We start from the raw sequence: 18,659 nt of genomic DNA on the forward strand, positions 1-18,659 counted from the left end.
ACCGTCGTCGCGGCTCACGACGAACTTGCTGGTCCGGCCGACCCCGTGGCACCGGCGGCACGGGGGTGAAGGGTTGCACGCGGGGGACGTTATCTGGTTCCGGGCGTACCGGGCACTTGCTTGCCCCCGGCGACGTCCAGCGCGATCTCGTCGGCGCGATCGGGCGCGGTGAGCAGGGCCTCGACCGCGTAGCGGAGCTCCCAGCGCCCGGCCGCCTGGGCCAGGCCGGCGGCGAGCCCGACCAGGTGGACGGCGTGCACCACCGAGTCCTCCACCCACCACTCGACGGGGGTGCCGTCCACCAGCAGGTCGTCGTGCTGGACCCACGTGCTCGGCGCGTCGGGCAGCAGCGCGCGCACGCCGTCGGGGACGTCGTCGACCTCGCCGCCCTCCCCGACCAGCCCCTCGGCCAGGTCTCCGGCGAACGGGAGGTCGAGCAGCCGGGCCGTCGCCTCGGTGCCGGGCACCAGGGAGGCCACGTCGGTGCGCTGGTGCCACATCGGCTGGTCCGCCACGGCGGCGTCCTCGGCGTGCACGACCGCGACCCGGCCCGGGCCGACGAGGGCCGGCACCCGCTCCGGGGGCTCGTCGGGGGCCATCGACCGCCACACCGCCGTCGCGAGCGCCGGGTCCACCGCGACCCCGACCGGTCCCCAGGCGTCGAGCAGCTGCGTCCAGCCCGCCCCGTCGAGCTCCTCGAGGGTGCCGACGCCGCCGAGCGCGCGCTGCACGGTGACGTCGAGGTCTGCGACGGCCGCGGGCGCAGCGGGGAGCAGGGCGCCGAGCTCGTCGCCGACCGCGAACGGTCGCCCGAGCCCCAGCTCCGCCCGCTCGCGCAGCCACCACGACGTGTACGACGGGGCGTGCGCCGCGGACTCGCCGCGGACGGGGTCGACGAGCGCCCGACGCAGGGTCGGCTCGCCCGCGATCCGCGCCAGGACCTGCGGCCACGCGTCGGGATCGACGGCGTCGAGGTCCGCAACCGCGACCGCCTCCCCCACGTACGCGCCGGCGCCCAGGCGGTCCGAGAGGTGCGCCAGGTAGTCGTCCCAGCCGTCGAGCGACTGCGCCGCCAGGGTCGCGGAGTCGGCCGCGCCGTCCCGCAGCGAGGCCGGGTCGGCCAGGACGTCGGGGACGTGCACCAGCACGAGGTCGGCGCGCACCCCGACCGCCGTGAGCACGTCGCGACCCCAGCGGTCGACCGTCTCCTCCGACACGGTCGACAGCACCCGGTCGTCGAGCATCGTGGCGGCCACGGAGCCGGGCAGGACGAGGCTGTCGGCGGGCGTGCGCTCCCCGTCGGCGGCCCGCAGCGGCAGCAGCCCGAGCCAGGGCTGCGCCTCCTGCGGCACGCCCGCACCGTCCGCGGCCCCCACCAGCGCCAGCACCGCGTCGACGACGTCGTCGGCCTCGGTGTCGTCGTCGGCCAGCTCCAGCACGGCCTGCCGCACCGAGTCCTGCAACAGGAGGCCGACGGTGTCGGGGGCCTGCGCGCCCAGCCGCTCGAGCACCGGGTGCACCGCCTCCAGGTCGACGACGCGCAGCCCCCAGCGGCCCAGGGTCTCGAGCGTGCGGGCACCGAGCCGGGCCGCCAGGGCGGCGTCGAGGACGACCGTGCCGCGCGCCCCGCGGACCACCCGGCCGTCGGCCAGCGGCACGGGGACGGCACCGAGGGCCTCGCGCGACTGCGGGTCGTCCGCCAGCAGCTCGAGGGCGTCGTACAGCTCCGTCCAGCCGCCGTCGCTGACGGCCGGGAGCTCCTCGACGACGTCGGCCAGCGACCGGATCTCGACACCGAGCGCCCGTGCCTGCGAGTCGCGACCGTTGGGCAGCGCGACCAGCGCCGTCACCCTCCTGCCGAGCGCGGCCAGGGCGGCGGCGTCGTGCACCGAGGAGCGGGCGAGGGCCACCGCCTGCGTCGGGACCACCAGCGGGTCGGCGTCGTCGGGAGCGGCCTTGCGCAGCAGCGGGGTGCGGGTCAGGCGTTCGACGATGCGGTCGCGGAGCTCGGCGTCGAGGGCGCCGGCGGCCAGGCCGGTGGGGACCAGGGCGAGGGCGTCGTGGCCCGCCGACGCGCGGCCGTGGGCCAGGCGCGCGTAGACGTCGGCGGCGTGGTCGAGGACGGCGTCGGTCAGCGCACCGGGTGCCACATGGCGGCGGGAGGGGTCGAGCGGGAAGGTCGCGACGAGCAGGGCGGGGACGCTGCACGGCTCGTCGGTCGGGGTCGGGGCGTGGACCACGCGGTCGGCCTGCGACAGCTGCGCGCCGCCCCGCGGCAGGGCCCACGTGACCCGCCACACCCGCGCCGCGCGCTCCTCGACCGGACGGTCGGCCATCAGCGCCAGGGGGAGCTCGCCCTCGCCGGTCGCGACCGTCCAGCGGTCGGCGACGTCCGCCAGCCGCCGGACCCCGGACTCGTCCTCCACCAGGATCTCGACCAGGCCGGGCAGCGCGAGCAGCAGAGGGTCCGCGACGTCCCGCAGCAGCGAACGGACCTCGTCGGCGGCCACCTCGTCGCGGAGCTCGAGGACGACCGCGGTGTCGTAGCCGGTGGGCGGGCTGCCCTCCGCCGGCAGCGGCATGCGCAGTGCCGGCAGGGAGCCGTCGCGGCGGCGGACCTCGTCGGCGAGCGCGGGGTTGTCGTGCGCTGCCTCGGCCAGCAGCTCGGCGGCGTCGGCGGCGCTGAACCGGACCCCGCCACTGGTGGACAGCACCGAGACCTCGTCGGCCACCGACCGGACCGCGGCGAAGCCGACCCCGAAGCGGCCGACCGCCCGACTCGACGGTCCCTCGTCACGCTTGGCCGACGCCCGCAGAGACGCCAGGGAGGCGACCCCCTCGGCGTCGAGCGGGGCTCCCGTGTTCGCGGCGACCAGCACCGACCCGTCCGCGTCCGTGCGCGCCAGGCGCAGGAGCAGCCGTCCGGGCACCCCCGCGCGCGTCGCGGCGTCGGCCGCGTTCTGCGCGAGCTCGACGATCACGCGGTCGCGGTAGTAGCCGCGGGCGTGGTCCTCCTCCGTGTTCGCGTCCTCGCGCAGTCGCGCCGGGGACGCCCGCCACGCCCCCAGGACGGCCGCGCGCAGGGCGGCCGTGCCGAAGGCGTCGGCGGTCACGGCTCCGGGTCGGGAACGGCCGAGGGGTCGTCCGCGTCGGAGGCGGGTTCGGGTGCGTCGTCCGTGCTCTCGGCGACGTCGGTCGGCTCGTCGTCGGCGGCCGGGGCCTCGTCGACCACGGGCGTCACGTCGTCGGCAACCGCGAGCTCGTCGATGACCGGAGCCTCATCGGCAACGGGCGCCTCGTCGTCGGCAACCGCAACGTCGTCGGCAACCGGAGCCTCATCGGCCACGGGCGCCTCGTCGTCGGCAACCGCGACCTCGTCAGCGACCGCGACCTCATCGACCGCAGGCGCCTCGGCGGCCCGCGTCGTGGCCGGGGCGAGGTCGACCAGCTCGAGGCTGAGCTCGTCGATGAGCGGGTCGGACTCGGGCCAGTCGGTCGGGGGCGTCTCCGCGTCGGTCTCGGAGTGCGCGCCGCAGCCGTGGTCGACGCTCACGACGGTGCCGTCGTCGGGCGACCACTGGTTGGCGCACACGCCGAAGACGGTGCCCAGCGAACCCTGGAGCGGGACCAGGAACCCGCAGCTGCCGCAGGCGGCCGCGGACGCGAGGGAGCCGGCGCTCGTGGGCCCGTGCGGGCCGCGGTACCAGCGCTCGGCGGCCTCGTCGCGACCCTCGGGCGAGAGCACCCGGACACGGGCGAGGGCGAGCTCGTCGATCGCGACGTCGTCGAGCTCGGGGTCCCCGGTCGGGGTCCAGCCGGGCTCGAGGCGAGGGTCGTCGGCCTTGAACGGCAGGACGTCGCCGGGGCCGATGTCACCGGGCCGGATGCGCTCGGACCACGGCAGCCAGGCCTGGCCCAGCACGGCGTCGGGCCCGGGCAGCAGCTCGGCCTCGCAGACCGTGGCCGTGCGACCGCGCGGGACGCGGGCGACCGTGACGGTCCACTCCCAGCCGCGGTAGCCGCGGGCGGCGGAGGCGAACCGGTGGGACACCAGCCGCTCACCCTCGACCACCAGGCCCAGGTACTCGCCGACGTCGGCGGGGTCCTCGGCGAGGCCGACCGCGACCTCGCGGGCCAGGTCGACGGCCGATCCGAGGACCGCGTCCTTGGTTGCTGCAGGCATGCTCAGGCCTCGATGTCGTCCGCGACGGCGCGCAGGAGCGAGGCGTACTGCTCCCCGCGCGCCTTCTCGGGGTAGCGGCCACGACGCAGGTCGTTGCCGACGCGGTCGAGGACCTTGATGAGGTCCTCGATGATGACGGCCATGTCGTCGGCGGGCTTACGCGCCGCCTTGGCGACAGAGGGCACGGGGTCCAGCAGCTTGACCGAGAGGGCCTGGGGGCCGCGACGGCCGTCGGCGACGCCGAAGTCGACCTTCGCGCCGGGCTTCGGTGCCGTGACGCCCTCGGGCAGGGCCGACGCGTGCAGGAAGACCTCGCCGCCGTCGTCGCTGGCGATGAACCCGAAGCCGCGCTCGGTGTCGAACCACTTGACCTTGCCGGTAGGCACGGTGAACCCCGTTCATGAGAAGAAGACGTACTGGCCACAAGGTTACCGGCCAGCGCCCACGAAAATCCCACGCGGCCCCGGAAGGCGCAGGGGCAACATGGCGTTGGGGCTGACGATGACCACCACGCGACGCACCGCAGAGGGCCCCCGCGCCAGGCTCGAGGAGCTGCGCGCGACGACGAGCGAGCACCTCGCCGCCCTCCGGCGCGACCACGACGCCGTGGTCGCCGCCTCGAGGGACAGCAACGCCGACGACGAGCACGATCCCGAGGGCGCGACGATCGCGTTCGAGCGCGCGCAGGTGGACGCGCTGGCCCGCGACGCCGAGGCGCGGCTGGTCTCGATCGAGCTCGCGCTGGCGCGGGTCGACGACGGGACCTACGGCGTGTGCGCCGTGTGCGGGGCCGCGATCCCGGCGGGCCGTCTGGAGGCGCGCCCGACCGCGACGACGTGCGTGGGCTGCACGCCGAGGTGAGCTACGCGCCCTCCGCCAGCCGGTCGAGGGCCAGCGCCGCGAGGACCGCCGGGCCGACCGCCAGGGACTCGTCGGCGAACGTCGCCTGCGCGGAGTGGTTGTACGCCGCGGTCGCCGGGTCGTGGCCGACGGGCGTCGCGCCCAGCGCGAGGTAGACGCCCGGCACCTCCTCGAGCACGTAGGAGAAGTCCTCGGCACCCGAGATCGGCTGCGGGGCGGTCTGGTACGCGTGCTCGCCGAACATGGCGCGGACCAGGCCGGCGGCGCGGTCGACCTCGGCGGGCGTGTTCGACGTGACGGGGTAGCCGCGCCGGTAGTCGACCGTGACGGTCAACCCGTAGGCGGCGGCGATGCCCTCGGCCACCCGGGTGATCCGGTCGGGGACCACGGTGTGGGTGGTCTCGGAGAAGGTGCGGACGGTCGCCTCGAGCACCGCGGTCGAGGAGATGACGTTGTTGGTGGTGCCCGCCGCGATCTTGCCGACCGTGACGACGACGGGGTCGAACGCGTCGAACTCGCGCGTGACCATCGTCTGCAGGGCCAGCACGAGCGCGGCCGCCGCCGGCACGGGATCGGCGGCGAGGTGCGGCATCGAGCCGTGGCCGCCCTTGCCGTGGATCGTGATGATCACGGAGTCCGCCGCCGCGAGGAGCGTCCCGGGACGGGAGATGACGAGCCCGGTCGGCACCATCGCCGACATCACGTGCAGCCCGTACGCGGCGACGACCCGGCTGCCCGCGGCATCGAGCACGCCCTCCTCGATCATGAGGCGGGCACCGGCGTCGCCCTCCTCGCCGGGCTGGAACATGAGGACGACGTCACCCGCGATCTCGTCCCGGCGTGAGGCCAGGAGCCGGGCGGCACCGACCAGCCCGGCGACGTGCAGGTCGTGACCGCAGGCGTGCATCACGCCGACGTTCTCGGACGGGAACGGCTCCCCCGAGTCCTCGGTCACCGGCAGGGCGTCCATGTCCCCGCGCAGCAGCACCGCCGGACCGGGCCGCCCGCCGCGCAGCACCGCGACGACCGAGCTCAGGCCCGTCCCCGTGGTCACCTCGAGGCCCAGCGGCTCGATCGCGTCGAGCACGATCCGCTGCGTGGCCGGGTTGTCGAGGCCGATCTCCGGGGTGCGGTGCAGCGCCTGGCGCAGGGCGACGACGTCCGGCAGCTGGGCGGCGGCGTCGGCGCGCAGGCCGGCCAGGACGTCGGGAGCGAGCGACACGGGTGTGACCTCCGGGGAGTGCGGGTGCGGATGCGTGGTGCGACCGAGACTGCCAGAGACCTGCACCGGCGGCCCGGCTCCCGTTACCGAGGAGTAGCAGACCCCCCGCACGGCCGCGGCGGCACGTAAGGTTGTGCGGATGCCCACCTTTACCGGTTACCTGCGGGAACGCAGCGACGACGAGCTCGTCGCGCTGCTGCGCAGCCGACCGGACCTGGCGTCGCCGTCGCCCGCGACCCTGTCGTCGCTGGCGGTCCGGGCGACCAGCCGGTCGAGCCTCGACCGTGCCCTGTCGACGGTGGACGCGAGCGTCATCCAGGTGCTCGAGGCGGTCGTCGCCCTGTCCGACCCCGGCCCCATCACGGCCGCGGACCTGCCCGTGGCCCTGGGTGCGGCGGACGACGCCGGCGTCGCGCTGGTCGAGCGCGCGCTGCGGCTGGCCGTCGTCGGCGCCCTGGTCTACCCCGACTCGCCCGACGCCGACGCCCCCCTGCTGCCGTCGCCGGGGCTCGCGGAGATCCTCGGGCTGTACCCGGCCGGCCTCGCCCCCGCCGACGCGGGCGTCCGCCGCGGGCCCACGCCCGAGCCGATCGACCTCACCGACCTGCCGACGCTGCTGGAGTCGGCACCCACCGGCGCCCGGCCCGTGCTCGACGCCCTGCTCTGGGGTCCGCCGGTCGGCCTCGCGCCCTCGAACAGCACCGCGGCGGCCGCGGCCGTCGACTGGCTGCTGCGCCGCCACCTGCTCCTGCCCGGCGACTCCCGCCACGTCGTGCTGCCGCGCGCGGTCGCGCTCGCGCTGCGCGGCGGTCGTACGCACCCGTCCCCCGCCTTCCCGCCCGCGCTCCCCGAGGACGTCCCGCACCGCAGCCACGCGCTGGTCACGTCGGAGTCGGCGGCCGCCGGGGAGCGCAGCGTGCTGCTCATCGCCCGACTGGTGCGGCTGTGGGAGCACACGCCTCCCGGCGTGCTGCGCGGCGGAGGCCTGGGCGTGCGCGAGCTGCGCCGGGTCGCGATGGCGCTCGAGACCGACGAGGCCGAGGCCGCGTTCGTCATCGAGCTCGCGGGAGCCGCCGCGTTCGTGGCCGCCGACGGCGAGGACAACCCGTCGTTCGCGCCGACCGTGGCCGTCGACGAGTGGTCCGTCCGGGACGTCCCCGACCGCTGGGTGGCGCTGGCCCGCACGTGGCGCTCGATGCTGCGCACACCCTGGCTCGTCGGCGGGCGCGACGACCGCGGCGGGGTGCGGGCCGCGCTCGACCCCGAGCTGCAGCGCACGTGGGCCCCGCGACTGCGACGGTCGGTGCTCGACGTGCTGGCCGAGACGCCGCCCGGGACGGCCCTGGACGCCGCGCACGTCGTGGCGGTCCTGCGCTGGCGCTCCCCGCGGTCCGTCCCGCCGACCGCGGCCGTGAACGCGATCCTCGTCGAGGCCGGCCGGCTGGGGGTCCTCGGTGCGGGCGCGCTGTCCGACGCGGGCCGCGCGCTGCTGCTGGAGACCGCGCCCCTGGTCGGCGCCGAACCGGCCGACCCCGCCGACGCCCTCGCCGCGGCCCTGCCGCCCGCCGTCGACGAGATCCTGCTCCAGGGCGACCTGACCGGCGTGGTCCCCGGTCGGCCGAGCCCCGAGCTCGAGGACCTCCTGGACCGGACCGCCCACGTCGAGTCCCGCGGGGGCGCGCTCACCGTGCGGTTCACGCCGGAGTCGGTCCGGCGCGCGCTGGACGCGGGCTCGACCGCCGACGGGCTGCTCGCCGAGCTGGCCGCGCACGCACGCTCCGGGGTCCCCCAGCCGCTCGAGTACCTGGTCCGGGACGCCGCGCGTCGGCACGGTCGGCTGCGGATCGGCGCCGCCTCCGGCTACGTCCGCGCCGACGACCCCTCGCTGCTCGCCGGGCTGGCGGAGGACCCCCGGCTGGCCTCGCTCGGTCTGGTCCGGCTCGCGCCGACCGTCCTGGCGGCCCAGGCGCCGGTCCGGGAGCTGGTCGAGGCCCTCCGCGCCCACGGGCTCGCGCCGGTGGCCGAGGGACCGGACGGCGAGGTGCTGCACGTCATCTCGGCGGTGCGCCGCGTCGGCCGTCGCGCGACCGCGGGAGCCCGTCGCCGCACGACCGATGCCGCGCCGGCGACCTCCCGGGAGGCGATGAGCGACGACCGGCTGCTGGCCCTCGTGCCCCAGCTGCGGCGGGCGGAGCAGGAGCGGAAGACCGACGAGGCCGAGCGGCTGCCCGGCCTGCCGCTGCCCACCCCGTCGCACCGACCCGTCCAGCCCGTCCCCCCGAGCGAGCCGACGGGAACAGGCGATCCCGTCGACGCGTTGGTGCTGCTGCGCGAGGCGGCGGCCGAGAAGGCCGAGGTGTGGGTCGAGCTGGTCGGCTCCCACGGCGTCCCGCAGCGGCGTCTGCTGCGGCCCCTCCGGGTCGAGGGCGGCCGGCTGCGGGCCATCGACACCGCCCGCGAGTCCGAGCTGACGGTCGCGGTGCACCGCATCGCCACCGTCACCCGCGCGACGGCAGCGCCGGCGGAACAAGCAGACGATCGTCAGGAGACTTCGTGACCAACGGCCCCCTCATCGTGCAGAGCGACAAGACCCTCCTGCTCGAGGTCGACCACGACCAGGCCGAGGCCTGCCGGCGCGCCATCGCCCCGTTCGCGGAGCTCGAGCGTGCCCCGGAGCACGTGCACACGTACCGCCTGACCCCGCTGGGCCTCTGGAACGCGCGCGCCGCCGGCCACGACGCCGAGCAGGTGGTCGACGTCCTGCTCGAGTACTCGCGCTACCCGGTCCCCCACGCCCTGCTGGTCGACGTCGCCGACACGATGTCCCGCTACGGGCGCCTCCAGCTGATCCAGGACCCGGTGCACGGCCTGATCCTGCACGCCCTGGACCCCGCGGTCCTCGTCGAGGTCGTCCGGTCCAAGCGGACGGCCGGCCTGCTCGGCGCCCGCATCGACGCCACCGACGTCATCGTCCACCCCTCCGAGCGCGGCCACCTCAAGCAGGTGCTGCTCAAGCTCGGCTGGCCCGCGGAGGACCTGGCCGGGTACGTCGACGGCGAGGCCCACCAGATCGACCTGGTCCAGGACGGCTGGCACCTGCGGCCGTACCAGCAGCAGGCCGTCGACGGGTTCTTCCACGGCGGCTCCGGCGTCGTGGTCCTGCCCTGCGGCGCCGGCAAGACGCTCGTCGGCGCCGGAGCGATGGCGCGCTCGTCGACCACCACGCTGATCCTGGTCACCAACACCGTCTCCGCGCGGCAGTGGCGCGACGAGCTGGTCAAGCGCACGACGCTGACCGAGGACGAGATCGGCGAGTACTCGGGCGCCCGCAAGGAGATCCGCCCGGTCACCATTGCGACGTACCAGGTGCTGACGACGAAGCGGAAGGGCGTCTACACGCACCTCGAGCTGCTGGACGCCCGCGACTGGGGCCTCGTGGTCTACGACGAGGTCCACCTGCTGCCGGCGCCGATCTTCCGCATGACGGCCGACCTGCAGGCCCGCCGCCGGCTCGGCCTGACCGCCACCCTGGTGCGCGAGGACGGCCGCGAGGACGAGGTGTTCAGCCTCATCGGCCCCAAGCGGTTCGACGCCCCCTGGAAGGACATCGAGGCCCAGGGCTACATCGCCCCGGCGGACTGCGTCGAGGTCCGCCTCACGCTGCCTGACGCCGACCGGATGGCCTACGCGACCGCCGAGCCCGAGGAGCGGTACCGGCTGGCGGCGACGGCCCGCGGCAAGAACCGGGTGGTCGAGCAGCTCGTCGCCAAGCACGAGGGCGACCCGACGCTGGTCATCGGGCAGTACCTCGACCAGCTGCACACCCTCGCCGAGCACCTGAACGCCGACCTCATCACCGGCGAGACCACCGTCCACGAGCGGCAGCGCCTGTTCGACGCGTTCCGGTCGGGCGAGATCACCAAGCTCGTCGTCAGCAAGGTCGCCAACTTCTCGATCGACCTGCCCGAGGCGTCCGTGGCCATCCAGGTGTCCGGGTCGTTCGGCTCCCGCCAGGAGGAGGCCCAGCGCCTCGGCCGGATCATGCGGCCCAAGGGCGACGGGCGGACCGCGCACTTCTACACGGTCGTCGCGCGCGACACCGTCGACCAGGACTTCGCGGCGCACCGTCAGCGGTTCCTGGCCGAGCAGGGGTACGCGTACTCGATCGTCGACGCCGAGGACCTGGACCCGGCGAAGGACTGAGACGACGAGAGCGCCCGACCCCGGGAAGGGGTCGGGCGCTCGTGTCGTCTGCTCAGGCGGAGACGGGCTCCTGCGCGGCTGCGCGGACCTGGGCGGCGAACGCCTCGGCGAGCGCGCGGCCACCGGCCGTCACCTCGGCCTCACGCGCGGCGTACGCGGCCAGCACGGCCTCGGTGTCGACGTCGTCGTACCCGTCGGCCCAGGCGCGCAGCGTGTCCGCGCCGGCCTCGGGGTGGAACTGCACGCCCCAGGCGGAGCCGATGCGGAAGGCCTGGTACGGGTACATGGCCGACGACGCGAGCCACACGGCGCCGCGGGGCAGGTCCACGACCGCGTCCGCGTGCATGCTCGGCTGCGGGGCGCGGTGCCGGTCGTCCGCGAGCGCGGCCAGGGGGCCGACGACCGCGTCGACGGCGGCCTCGGGCCGCCAGCGCACGTCGACGATGCCCGCCTCGCGCCCGGGAGGGGCCGCGACCTGCACGCGACCGCCGCGGGCAGCGGCGAGCAGCTGGGCGCCGAGGCAGATGCCGAGCGTCGTGACGCCCTGCGCGCTGGCGTCGGCCAGCAGCGCGCGCAGCGCGGGCAGCCACGGGGCCGTGGAGTCGTCGTAGGCCGACATGTGGCCGCCGAGCACGACGAGGCCGTCGCCCAGCTCGTCGACCGCGGGAACGCTCTCACCGGCGAACGCCGCGACGGTGCGCAGCTCGACGTCGCCGAGCCACTCGCCGAAGCGGTCGAGGTGGACGTCGGGAGAGCTCTGGATGACGGTGACGACCGGTCGGGGGCCACCGGAGAAGGGGAGGGTCACGCGGAGCACGGTACCTCCCCCGAACCGTGGCGCTGCAAGGCCCGAGGGCCCAGGTGTCCGCCTGATGGACGTTCGTCCGGTTCGGGCACATCCGGCCTTCACCCAGCGAACTCCCAGGGTTCGGGGCCAGACTCGACCTATGTCGACACCCCTCACATCGTCGTCGTCGGGTACGCCCGAGGCGCGTCTGCTCGTCGTCGACGACGAGCCGAACATCCGCGAGCTGTTGGCAACGTCCCTGCGCTTCGCGGGTTTCGAGGTCCACGCCGCCGCCGACGGAGGCTCCGCACTGCGCCTCGCCCGCGAGGTCCAGCCCGACCTCGTGGTGCTCGACGTGATGCTCCCCGACATGGACGGGTTCACCGTCACGCGACGCCTGCGCGAGAAGGGTCAGCACGTTCCCGTGCTCTTCCTCACAGCGCGCGACGACACCGCCGACAAGGTGCAGGGACTGACCGTCGGCGGCGACGACTACGTCACCAAGCCGTTCAGCCTGGAGGAGGTCGTCGCCCGCATCCGCGCCGTCCTGCGGCGCACGCGTCCGGGTCTCGACGACGACACGAGCGTGCTGCGGTACGCCGACCTCGAGCTCGACGAGGACTCGCACGAGGTCGTGCGCGCCGGCCACCCCGTCGACCTGTCCCCCACCGAGTTCAAGCTGCTGCGCTACCTCATGCTCAACCCCGGCCGGGTGCTCTCGAAGTCGCAGATCCTCGACCACGTGTGGCAGTACGACTGGGGCGGCGACGCGAACATCGTCGAGTCCTACATCTCCTACCTGCGCCGCAAGATCGACCAGATCGACGGCGCCGACGGGCAGCGCCTGCCCCCGCTGATCCACACCAAGCGCGGGGTGGGCTACCTGCTGCGCGAGACGTCGTGACGGCTGACGTCATGGTCGAGCAGCCGGTCGAGGCCCCGGCCCCGGTCGCGCGGCGCCGGCCGTTCGGGCGCCTGCGCGGCTGGTGGGCCGGCACCACGCTGGTCTCCCGGCTGGTCGGCATCGTGACGGTGCTGCTCGCCGTCGGCCTGGTGCTGGCGGGGGCCACGAGCGCCGCGCTCCTCGAGGGCACCCTCGTCGGCCAGGTGGACACCAAGCTCCAGACCGAGGGCACCGAGATCGCCCAGCAGAAGCTGGGGCAGCTCGACACCACCGGCTCCACCGTCTACACCCCGAGCGACTACTACCTGCGCTACGCGGTCGACGACCAGGAGCTGCCGATCATCTCGCCGACCACGCGGGCCCAGTACGGCACCCCGATCGTCCCGTCGTTCACCATCGCGCAGGCCACCGCCCGCAACGGCGAGCCGTTCACGGTCCCGTCCACGCGGCAGGGTTCGCAGTGGCGTGCGGTCGCCTACACCTTCACGATGCGTGACGGCACCGAGGGCACCGCGGTCATCGCGCTGCCGCTCGGCGACATCGAGCGCACCGTCCAGCACATGACCCTCGTGCTGCTGCTCAGCGGGCTCGGGATCGTGCTGCTCGGCGCCGCGGCCGGCACCTGGGCCGTCCGGCGCTCCCTGCGGCCGCTGCGCGAGATCGAGGCCACCGCCGCCGCGATCGCCGAGGGGGACCTCTCCCAGCGCGTGCCCGCCGCTTCCGAGCACACCGAGGTCGGCCGGCTCAGCGCCGCGCTCAACGGGATGCTCGCCCAGATCGAGCAGGCCTTCGGCGCCCAGACCGCGTCCGAGGCCCGCATGCGCCGCTTCGTCGCCGACGCCTCCCACGAGCTGCGCACCCCCTTGGCCACCATCCGCGGCTACGGCGAGCTCTACCGGATGGGTGCGCTCACCACGACCGAGCAGGTCGACGACACCATGCGCCGCGTCGAGCAGTCCGCCATCCGCATGGGCGCGCTCGTCGAGGACCTGCTGGCGCTGGCCCGCGTCGACGAGGGCCGACCGATGCAGATGGGACCCGTCGACCTCACCGTGCTCGCCGCCGACGCCGTCAGCGACCTGCACGCCCTCGACCCCTCCCGACCGACCCGGCTGGTCCCGCTCGTGGACGGCGCCCCCGGCGGACCGTGCGTCGTCGAGGGCGAGGAGTCGCGCCTGCGCCAGGTGCTGGCGAACCTCGTCGGCAACACCGTCCAGCACACGCCGCCCGGCACCCCCGTGGAGATCGCGGTCGGGATCCTGCCGTCCGGCGAGGGCGCCCTCGAGGTGCGCGACCACGGCCCGGGCATCGACCCGGAGCACGCCGCCCGCGTGTTCGAGCGGTTCTACCGGGTCGACGCCAGCCGCGGCCGCGACTCGGGCGGCGCCGGGCTGGGCATGGCGATCGTCGCCGCGATCGTCGAGGCGCACCGTGGTTCGGTGCGTCTCGAGCAGACACCCGGAGGGGGGACGACCGTCCGGGTCACCCTCCCCGTTCCGTCCCGCGAGCCTCAGGTCTGAGGGCTACCATGGCGGGTTCCTGTCGTCGATGTAAGGCTGAACTTCATGGGCGTCCATGACGCACCGCAGTGGTTGTTGTCCGCGTACGTACGCAGTGCCGTCGGCGCCGGAGCCACCGCGCCGACCGAGCAGATCCGCGACGCCGGACAGGCCCTGGTCGATCGCTGGGGCTCCCCCGGGCGCTCCTTCCACAACCTGAAGCACCTGGTCGACGTGCTGAGCCGGGTCGACGAGCTGGCCGAGGAGACCCACCGGCCCGACATCGTCCGGCTGGCCGCCTGGTACCACGGCGCGATCTTCGACGCCGCCGATCGCAAGGCCTACGCCAACCGCGGCGGCGAGGACGAGATCGCCAGCGCGCGACTCGCCTTCGACGAGCTGACCGCCCTCGGCGTCCCCGAGAAGCACGCGCAGCGCGTCCACGACCTCGTCGTCGCCCTCGTCCGGCACACCCCCAACCCGGCCGACTCCGACTGCGCCGTGCTCTGCGACGCCGACCTGGCGATGCTCGCCACCGAGCCGCAGAAGTACAAGGCGTACGTGCAGGACATCCGCACCGAGTACTCGCACCTCCCCGTCGAGGACTACCTGCGGGCCCGAGTCCGCATCCTGCACAAGCTCCTCGCCCGGCCCTCCCTGTTCGTCAGCCCCCTCGGCGCCGCCTGGGAGGAGCCCGCGCGGCAGAACCTCTCCGGCGAGCTGCAGCGGCTGGAGAAGGAGCTGCGCGGGATCGATGCCGCCGCAGCGACCGCCGCAGCGACCGCTCCCGTCGCCACGCGCGACGCCGGCTATGGGACGCCCGCGGAGGGGTCGAGCGCCGCGCGGACGTGACGCGGGGCTTTTCCTGCTTCGGTGACGTCCGCGCTCAGTCGGGTCCTGACCCGCTGGAACGCGGACGTTGCCGGGGTTCTTGGCGGACGTCCGCGCATAGTCGGGTCCTGGCCTGCTGGAACGCGGACGTTGCGGGGGTTCTTGGCGGACGTCCGCGCTTAGTCGGGTCCTGGCCTGCTCGAACGCGGACGTTGCGGGGGTTCTTGGCGGACGTCCGCGCTTAGTCGGGTCCTGGCCTGCTCGAACGCGGACGTTGCCGAGGTTCTTGGCTGCCGACGGGCGGCTGCGCGGTGCGCGGCTAGTTTCTCGGTCGTCGGCCGCGTACTCTGTGGGAGCGCTCTCGCGTGCATCGCCTTGCTGGTCTTTGGTCGGGCTGCGGGTTGTTGTGGTGACTGGGGTGCTCGTCGGTCCCGGGTCGGGGTGCAGCGGTGCCCCCGACCCGGGCCCGACGACCCTGCGCCGGTGCACTCCCGCCGGCTCGCAGCCATGAGAAGAGACGCACGCCCACCTTGCAAGCCCCGCTCCGCTAGCTCGATCGTCGCCACCGAGCCGCTCTCCTTCACCGCGCTGAGCCGGTCCGCCACCCGCGCGCACCGATTCGCCACGCGCCCCGCGGACCCGCTGGCGAGCGCCGGCCGCTGAGCCGCCCACAGCCCCCGCGACCCGGTACGGCATGCACCGATCCGCCCTTGCGGCGAGGACCTCCACCTCCGCCTCCTACCGTCGACGCACACCCGCCGGGACAGCCCCGACGGCCGCCGACGGAGGTCCGATGAGCAGGTTCGAGGTCGACAGCGCGCAGGTCGCGCAGGCAGCGGCGAGCGTGCAGGCGCGGGCCGGCACCATCCGCAGCGAGGTGGCCGCGATGCACCGGCAGCTGGCGGACCTGCAGGGCTCGTGGCGGGGTGCGGCGGCGACCGCGTTCACGGGCGTGCTCGCGGACTGGTCGGCCACCGAGACACGGCTCGACGCCTCGCTCGAGCAGATCGTCGCCGCGATGCAGTCGGCCGCGCGCACCTACGCCGAGGCCGAGTCGCAGGCGTCGCGACTGTTCAGCGTGTGAGCACGCCGCCCCGGCGCCTACGCTCGGGCCGTGACCGTGCTCGTGGACCCGCCGATGTGGCCGAACCACGGGATGTTGTGGGGACACCTGGTCAGCGACTCGTCCCTCGAGGAGCTGCACGCGTTCGCGGCCCGGGCCGGCATCCCCCCGCGGGGCTTCGACCTCGATCACTACGACGTGCCGGACCAGCGGATCGACGAGCTGGTCGCGCTCGGTGCGCAGCTGGTCAGCGCCAAGGAGCTCATCCGACGGCTGCGCGCCTCCGGGCTCCGTGTGCCGGCTCGGGACCGCAGCCGGCGTCACTGAAGACGTGTCGGACCGGGTCACAGACCGGCTCGCACGGCCGACACCCAGCCGCCGCTCGAGGTGATGTCCATGCCGGCCGAGCCCGCCTCGGCTGTACATCCGAAGCCGACCACCCAGGAGCCGTCGCTCAGCTCGACCTTCCCGAGCGACATGGGGCCCGGAAGCTCGGCGAGCAGCCGGCCGAGCGCTCCCGCGGACAGTCGCCAGACCTCGCCCGCGATCGGAGCTCCGCGTCCAGGGCCGATCCGGACGAGCCCGGGCTTGCGTGGCTGGGTGTCCAGGGCCACGAGCCGGTAGGCGTCGGACGTCCGGACCGCGCGACCGAACCGGGCACCGAGCGCCTCCAGCTCACAGTTCAACGGCTGGCCCCGCAGGTGAGCCCCGACGACCAGGACGTCGACACCGCCCTCGACCACCGACGGGCTCTCGACGCCGAGGAGGCGCGCGGCGAGGTCCAGCGCCAGCTGGTCGTCGAAGGCGCGGGACAGCACGGTGATGCCGAACGGACCGCCGTCGGCCTCGCCTGCCGGGACGGCGACGGCGGCCATGTCGAGGAGGTTGACGAAGTTCGTATAGGTGCCGAGCCGTCGGTTGATGGCGACGGGGTCGGCCTGCACGGCGGCGATCGTGGGGTGCTCGGTGGTCGTCGGCAGCAGCAGCAGGTCACAGCCCTCGAGCACCACGGCCGCGGCGAGCTTTGCGGCGTCCAGCCGGGCGCGGTCGTCGATGTAGGCGTGCGCCGGTGTGTCACGGCCGGACATGACGATCGCATGCACCGTCGGGTCGGCGTCGGGGGCACCGGAGAGGAACGCGCCGACCGCGGCATACCGTTCCGCGACGATGGCGCCGTCGTAGAGCAGGCGGGCCGCGGCGAGCATGCCGGAGATGTCGACGGCCCTGACCTGAGCGCCGATCGCCTCGGTGGCCGCGACCGCGGCGGCGAACGCTGCCCGCCAGGCCGGCGACAGCGGCGCCAGGTCCTCGTCGCGCGGCACCGCCATCACGGGTGTCGACCGCAGACCCAACCGCACGTCCGTGGGCCAAGGCCGAGCGAGCGGGTCGAGCGGATCGGCGCCGGTCATCAGCCGAGTGGCCAGGACGCCGAGCGCGAGGTCGTGCGTGAACGTGGTGACCACGTCGTAGCTCCGGCAGGCCGGGACGACGCCGGTGGTCGGTACCAGACCGAGGGTCGTCTTGATGCCGACCAGCCCGCCGAACGCGGCCGGCACCCGCCCCGACCCCGCGGTGTCCGTACCGATCCCGATGTCCGCGATGCCGAGGGCGACGGCGACCGCCGAGCCCGAGCTGGAACCGCCCGAGACGCGGTCCGGGAGCGTCGCGTGACGAACGGCGCCGTACGGGCTGCGGACGCCGACGAGCCCCGTCGCGAACTGGTCGAGGTTCGTCTTGCCGAGGACCACCGCACCCGCGTCGACCAGCGCCTGCACCGCCGGCGCGGTGGCCGCCGCGGGGCCCGGTCGACCGTCGGGAGAGGTCGCGTACGACGGGCATGCCGCGGTCGTCGGCAGGCCGGCGACATCCACGTTGTCCTTGACGGCCACCGTCGTGCCAGCGAGCGGGAGGACCTCGCCGGCCGCGACGCGGGAGTCCACCGACCGTGCGGCCGCGAGCGCCGACGCCTCAGGCACGAGCGTGATCCAGACCTCGGGCCGATCAGCCTCGGCGATCCGCGCGTACGCGGCACGGACGCGCGACTCGGCGCTGCCCGCCTGGGCGACCGCGTCGGCTGGTCGAGCCTCGTGCACGGCGTCCCCCGGGGTGATGTCGTTCCTGGGCCGGTGCACGGTCGGCGATCCGATCGCGCTGGCACGGGGCGTATACACCCCGGTATCCAGCACCGTAGGCACGTGGTGTTTCCCGCCCCACGCGCTCGGGTAAACGGCGCGTTACGGACAACGCCGCAGGTGAACCGGCTGCCGCGGCGCCCTGCCGGCCGAGTCCAACGCCTGAGCAGATCAGCGCGCCCGCCGGCCCGACCGGCCGGGACCAGCGCCCAACGCGCTAGGTCGAGCGCCTCAGCCGGCCAGCGCCATGCGGCTCATCGACGTCGTCGCGCGCTCCATGACCACCTCGAGCGACTCCCCGACGTGCTTGTGCAGGGCGGTGAGGGCCGACGGCAGCTCGCGGGCGAGGACCAGCCTGAGGATCTCCAGGTGCTCGTCGATGGTCGCGGTGATCCGGTCGGACTCGACGAAGTCGTGCATGCGGACGGCGCGGATCTTGTGGTTCACGGTGACCAGGGCGTCGGTCAGCTGCGTGTTCCCGGACGAGCGGGACAGGGTCTGGTGGAAGCCCTCGTCGAAGAGCACGAAGCTGGCGTCCGGCTCGGGCGGGGCGTCGCGCAGCTCGGCCCAGCGGTCCAGCTCGGTGCGCAGCAGCGCCTCGTCGTGCCGGACCTCGGGGTTCTCGATCGCGCGGTCGATGCCGCGCAGCTCCAGGGTGATCCGCAGCTCGTAGAGGTTGCGCAGGTCCTCCAGGCTCGGGACGACGACCGCGTACCCGAAGTCGGTCCGCTCGACCAGCCCGTCGGACAGCAGCCGCGACAGCGCCTCACGCACAGGGGTGCGGGACACCTCGAACTGCTTGCCCAGCTTGGGTTCGGTCAGCCGTTCCCGCGGGGAGATGCGTCCGTTGAGGATCTCGTCGCGCAGCTGCTGATAGACGAGGTCCCGCAGGGAGCGCGCGTCGCCCGACCCCGTTGCTGCGCCGGTCAGCTCGGTCGTCCCACCCGTGCTCATGGTCACGAAGCGTATCCCCC

The 18,659-nt window shown here is 74.7% G+C and carries 15 protein-coding genes; 8 read left to right on the forward strand and 7 right to left on the reverse strand.

The window, feature by feature from the left end:
* Positions 1–89: 89 nt before the first annotated feature.
* The 3 genes from AC1DWH_RS06720 to AC1DWH_RS06730 are packed head-to-tail and all read right to left on the reverse strand — an operon-like array spanning position 90 to position 4,569.
* Positions 90–3,113 (reverse strand): sacsin N-terminal ATP-binding-like domain-containing protein, encoded by a 3,024-nt coding sequence (locus AC1DWH_RS06720; RefSeq protein WP_477093016.1) that lies wholly within the window; start codon positions 3,111–3,113, stop codon positions 90–92.
* Positions 3,110–4,183, reverse strand: a complete 1,074-nt coding sequence (locus AC1DWH_RS06725) for a DUF3027 domain-containing protein (protein WP_477093017.1) — start codon at positions 4,181–4,183, stop codon at positions 3,110–3,112. The genes AC1DWH_RS06720 and AC1DWH_RS06725 overlap by 4 nt, the downstream gene beginning before the upstream one ends.
* A 2-nt stretch (positions 4,184–4,185) precedes the next feature.
* Entirely contained in the window at positions 4,186–4,569 is a 384-nt protein-coding gene (locus AC1DWH_RS06730; protein WP_056085661.1) for a cold-shock protein, read from the reverse strand.
* Between the two features lie 115 nt (positions 4,570–4,684).
* On the opposite strand from AC1DWH_RS06730, the gene AC1DWH_RS06735 reads away from it, so the two are divergent.
* Positions 4,685–5,044: a TraR/DksA family transcriptional regulator gene (locus AC1DWH_RS06735; RefSeq protein WP_477093018.1), complete on the forward strand. Its 360-nt coding sequence runs from the start codon at positions 4,685–4,687 to the stop codon at positions 5,042–5,044.
* A 1-nt stretch (position 5,045) separates the two neighbouring features.
* On the opposite strand, the gene AC1DWH_RS06740 is transcribed toward AC1DWH_RS06735, so the two are convergent.
* Positions 5,046–6,266: a M20 metallopeptidase family protein gene (locus tag AC1DWH_RS06740; protein WP_477093019.1), complete on the reverse strand. Its 1,221-nt coding sequence runs from the start codon at positions 6,264–6,266 to the stop codon at positions 5,046–5,048.
* 139 nt (positions 6,267–6,405) lie between these two features.
* Here AC1DWH_RS06740 and AC1DWH_RS06745 point away from each other — a divergent pair, with 139 nt between their 5' ends.
* Both AC1DWH_RS06745 and AC1DWH_RS06750 read left to right on the forward strand, forming a co-directional pair.
* A complete protein-coding gene (locus AC1DWH_RS06745; RefSeq protein WP_477093020.1) occupies positions 6,406–8,823 on the forward strand; it encodes a helicase-associated domain-containing protein in 2,418 nt (805 codons plus the stop codon).
* Positions 8,820–10,469, forward strand: a complete 1,650-nt coding sequence (locus tag AC1DWH_RS06750) for a DNA repair helicase XPB (protein ID WP_456844280.1) — start codon at positions 8,820–8,822, stop codon at positions 10,467–10,469. Before AC1DWH_RS06745 ends, AC1DWH_RS06750 begins: the two co-directional genes overlap by 4 nt.
* A 52-nt stretch (positions 10,470–10,521) precedes the next feature.
* Here AC1DWH_RS06750 and AC1DWH_RS06755 read toward each other — a convergent pair whose 3' ends face one another.
* Positions 10,522–11,277 (reverse strand): type 1 glutamine amidotransferase, encoded by a 756-nt coding sequence (locus AC1DWH_RS06755; protein WP_477093021.1) that lies wholly within the window; start codon positions 11,275–11,277, stop codon positions 10,522–10,524.
* A gap of 139 nt (positions 11,278–11,416) precedes the next feature.
* Here AC1DWH_RS06755 and AC1DWH_RS06760 point away from each other — a divergent pair, with 139 nt between their 5' ends.
* The 5 genes from AC1DWH_RS06760 (at position 11,417) to AC1DWH_RS06780 (ending at position 15,880) form a co-directional block, all read left to right on the forward strand.
* Positions 11,417–12,160, forward strand: a complete 744-nt coding sequence (locus AC1DWH_RS06760; RefSeq protein WP_456844282.1) for a response regulator transcription factor — start codon at positions 11,417–11,419, stop codon at positions 12,158–12,160.
* Entirely contained in the window at positions 12,157–13,680 is a 1,524-nt protein-coding gene (locus AC1DWH_RS06765; protein ID WP_477093022.1) for a sensor histidine kinase, read from the forward strand. The genes AC1DWH_RS06760 and AC1DWH_RS06765 overlap by 4 nt, the downstream gene beginning before the upstream one ends.
* Positions 13,681–13,725: 45 nt before the next feature.
* Positions 13,726–14,511 (forward strand): HD domain-containing protein, encoded by a 786-nt coding sequence (locus AC1DWH_RS06770; RefSeq protein ID WP_477093023.1) that lies wholly within the window; start codon positions 13,726–13,728, stop codon positions 14,509–14,511.
* Positions 14,512–15,283: 772 nt separating this feature from the next.
* Complete coding sequence (locus AC1DWH_RS06775; protein ID WP_477093024.1) at positions 15,284–15,574, forward strand: WXG100 family type VII secretion target; 291 nt, start codon at positions 15,284–15,286, stop codon at positions 15,572–15,574.
* Between the two features lie 30 nt (positions 15,575–15,604).
* Positions 15,605–15,880 (forward strand): DUF4031 domain-containing protein, encoded by a 276-nt coding sequence (locus tag AC1DWH_RS06780; RefSeq protein ID WP_477093025.1) that lies wholly within the window; start codon positions 15,605–15,607, stop codon positions 15,878–15,880.
* A 17-nt stretch (positions 15,881–15,897) separates the two neighbouring features.
* Here AC1DWH_RS06780 and atzF read toward each other — a convergent pair whose 3' ends face one another.
* Together atzF and AC1DWH_RS06790 are read right to left on the reverse strand one after the other, a co-directional pair.
* A complete protein-coding gene (atzF, locus tag AC1DWH_RS06785; protein WP_477093026.1) occupies positions 15,898–17,685 on the reverse strand; it encodes an allophanate hydrolase in 1,788 nt (595 codons plus the stop codon).
* Positions 17,686–17,916: 231 nt separating this feature from the next.
* Positions 17,917–18,639 (reverse strand): GntR family transcriptional regulator, encoded by a 723-nt coding sequence (locus tag AC1DWH_RS06790; RefSeq protein WP_456844288.1) that lies wholly within the window; start codon positions 18,637–18,639, stop codon positions 17,917–17,919.
* Positions 18,640–18,659: the final 20 nt, after the last annotated feature.

This window comes from Cellulomonas sp. P2_F12 (genome assembly GCF_056403775.1).

What these genes read in the sequence shown, in the direction of transcription:
- AC1DWH_RS06725 (WP_477093017.1), bottom strand. Translation starts at nt 4,183, where the DNA reads ATGCCTGCAGCAACCAAGGACGCGGTCCTCGGATCGGCCGTCGACCTG.
- AC1DWH_RS06735 (WP_477093018.1), top strand. Translation starts at nt 4,685, where the DNA reads ATGACCACCACGCGACGCACCGCAGAGGGCCCCCGCGCCAGGCTCGAG.
- AC1DWH_RS06745 (WP_477093020.1), top strand. Translation starts at nt 6,406, where the DNA reads ATGCCCACCTTTACCGGTTACCTGCGGGAACGCAGCGACGACGAGCTC.
- AC1DWH_RS06760 (WP_456844282.1), top strand. Translation starts at nt 11,417, where the DNA reads ATGTCGACACCCCTCACATCGTCGTCGTCGGGTACGCCCGAGGCGCGT.
- AC1DWH_RS06770 (WP_477093023.1), top strand. Translation starts at nt 13,726, where the DNA reads ATGGGCGTCCATGACGCACCGCAGTGGTTGTTGTCCGCGTACGTACGC.
- AC1DWH_RS06775 (WP_477093024.1), top strand. Translation starts at nt 15,284, where the DNA reads ATGAGCAGGTTCGAGGTCGACAGCGCGCAGGTCGCGCAGGCAGCGGCG.
- AC1DWH_RS06790 (WP_456844288.1), bottom strand. Translation starts at nt 18,639, where the DNA reads ATGAGCACGGGTGGGACGACCGAGCTGACCGGCGCAGCAACGGGGTCG.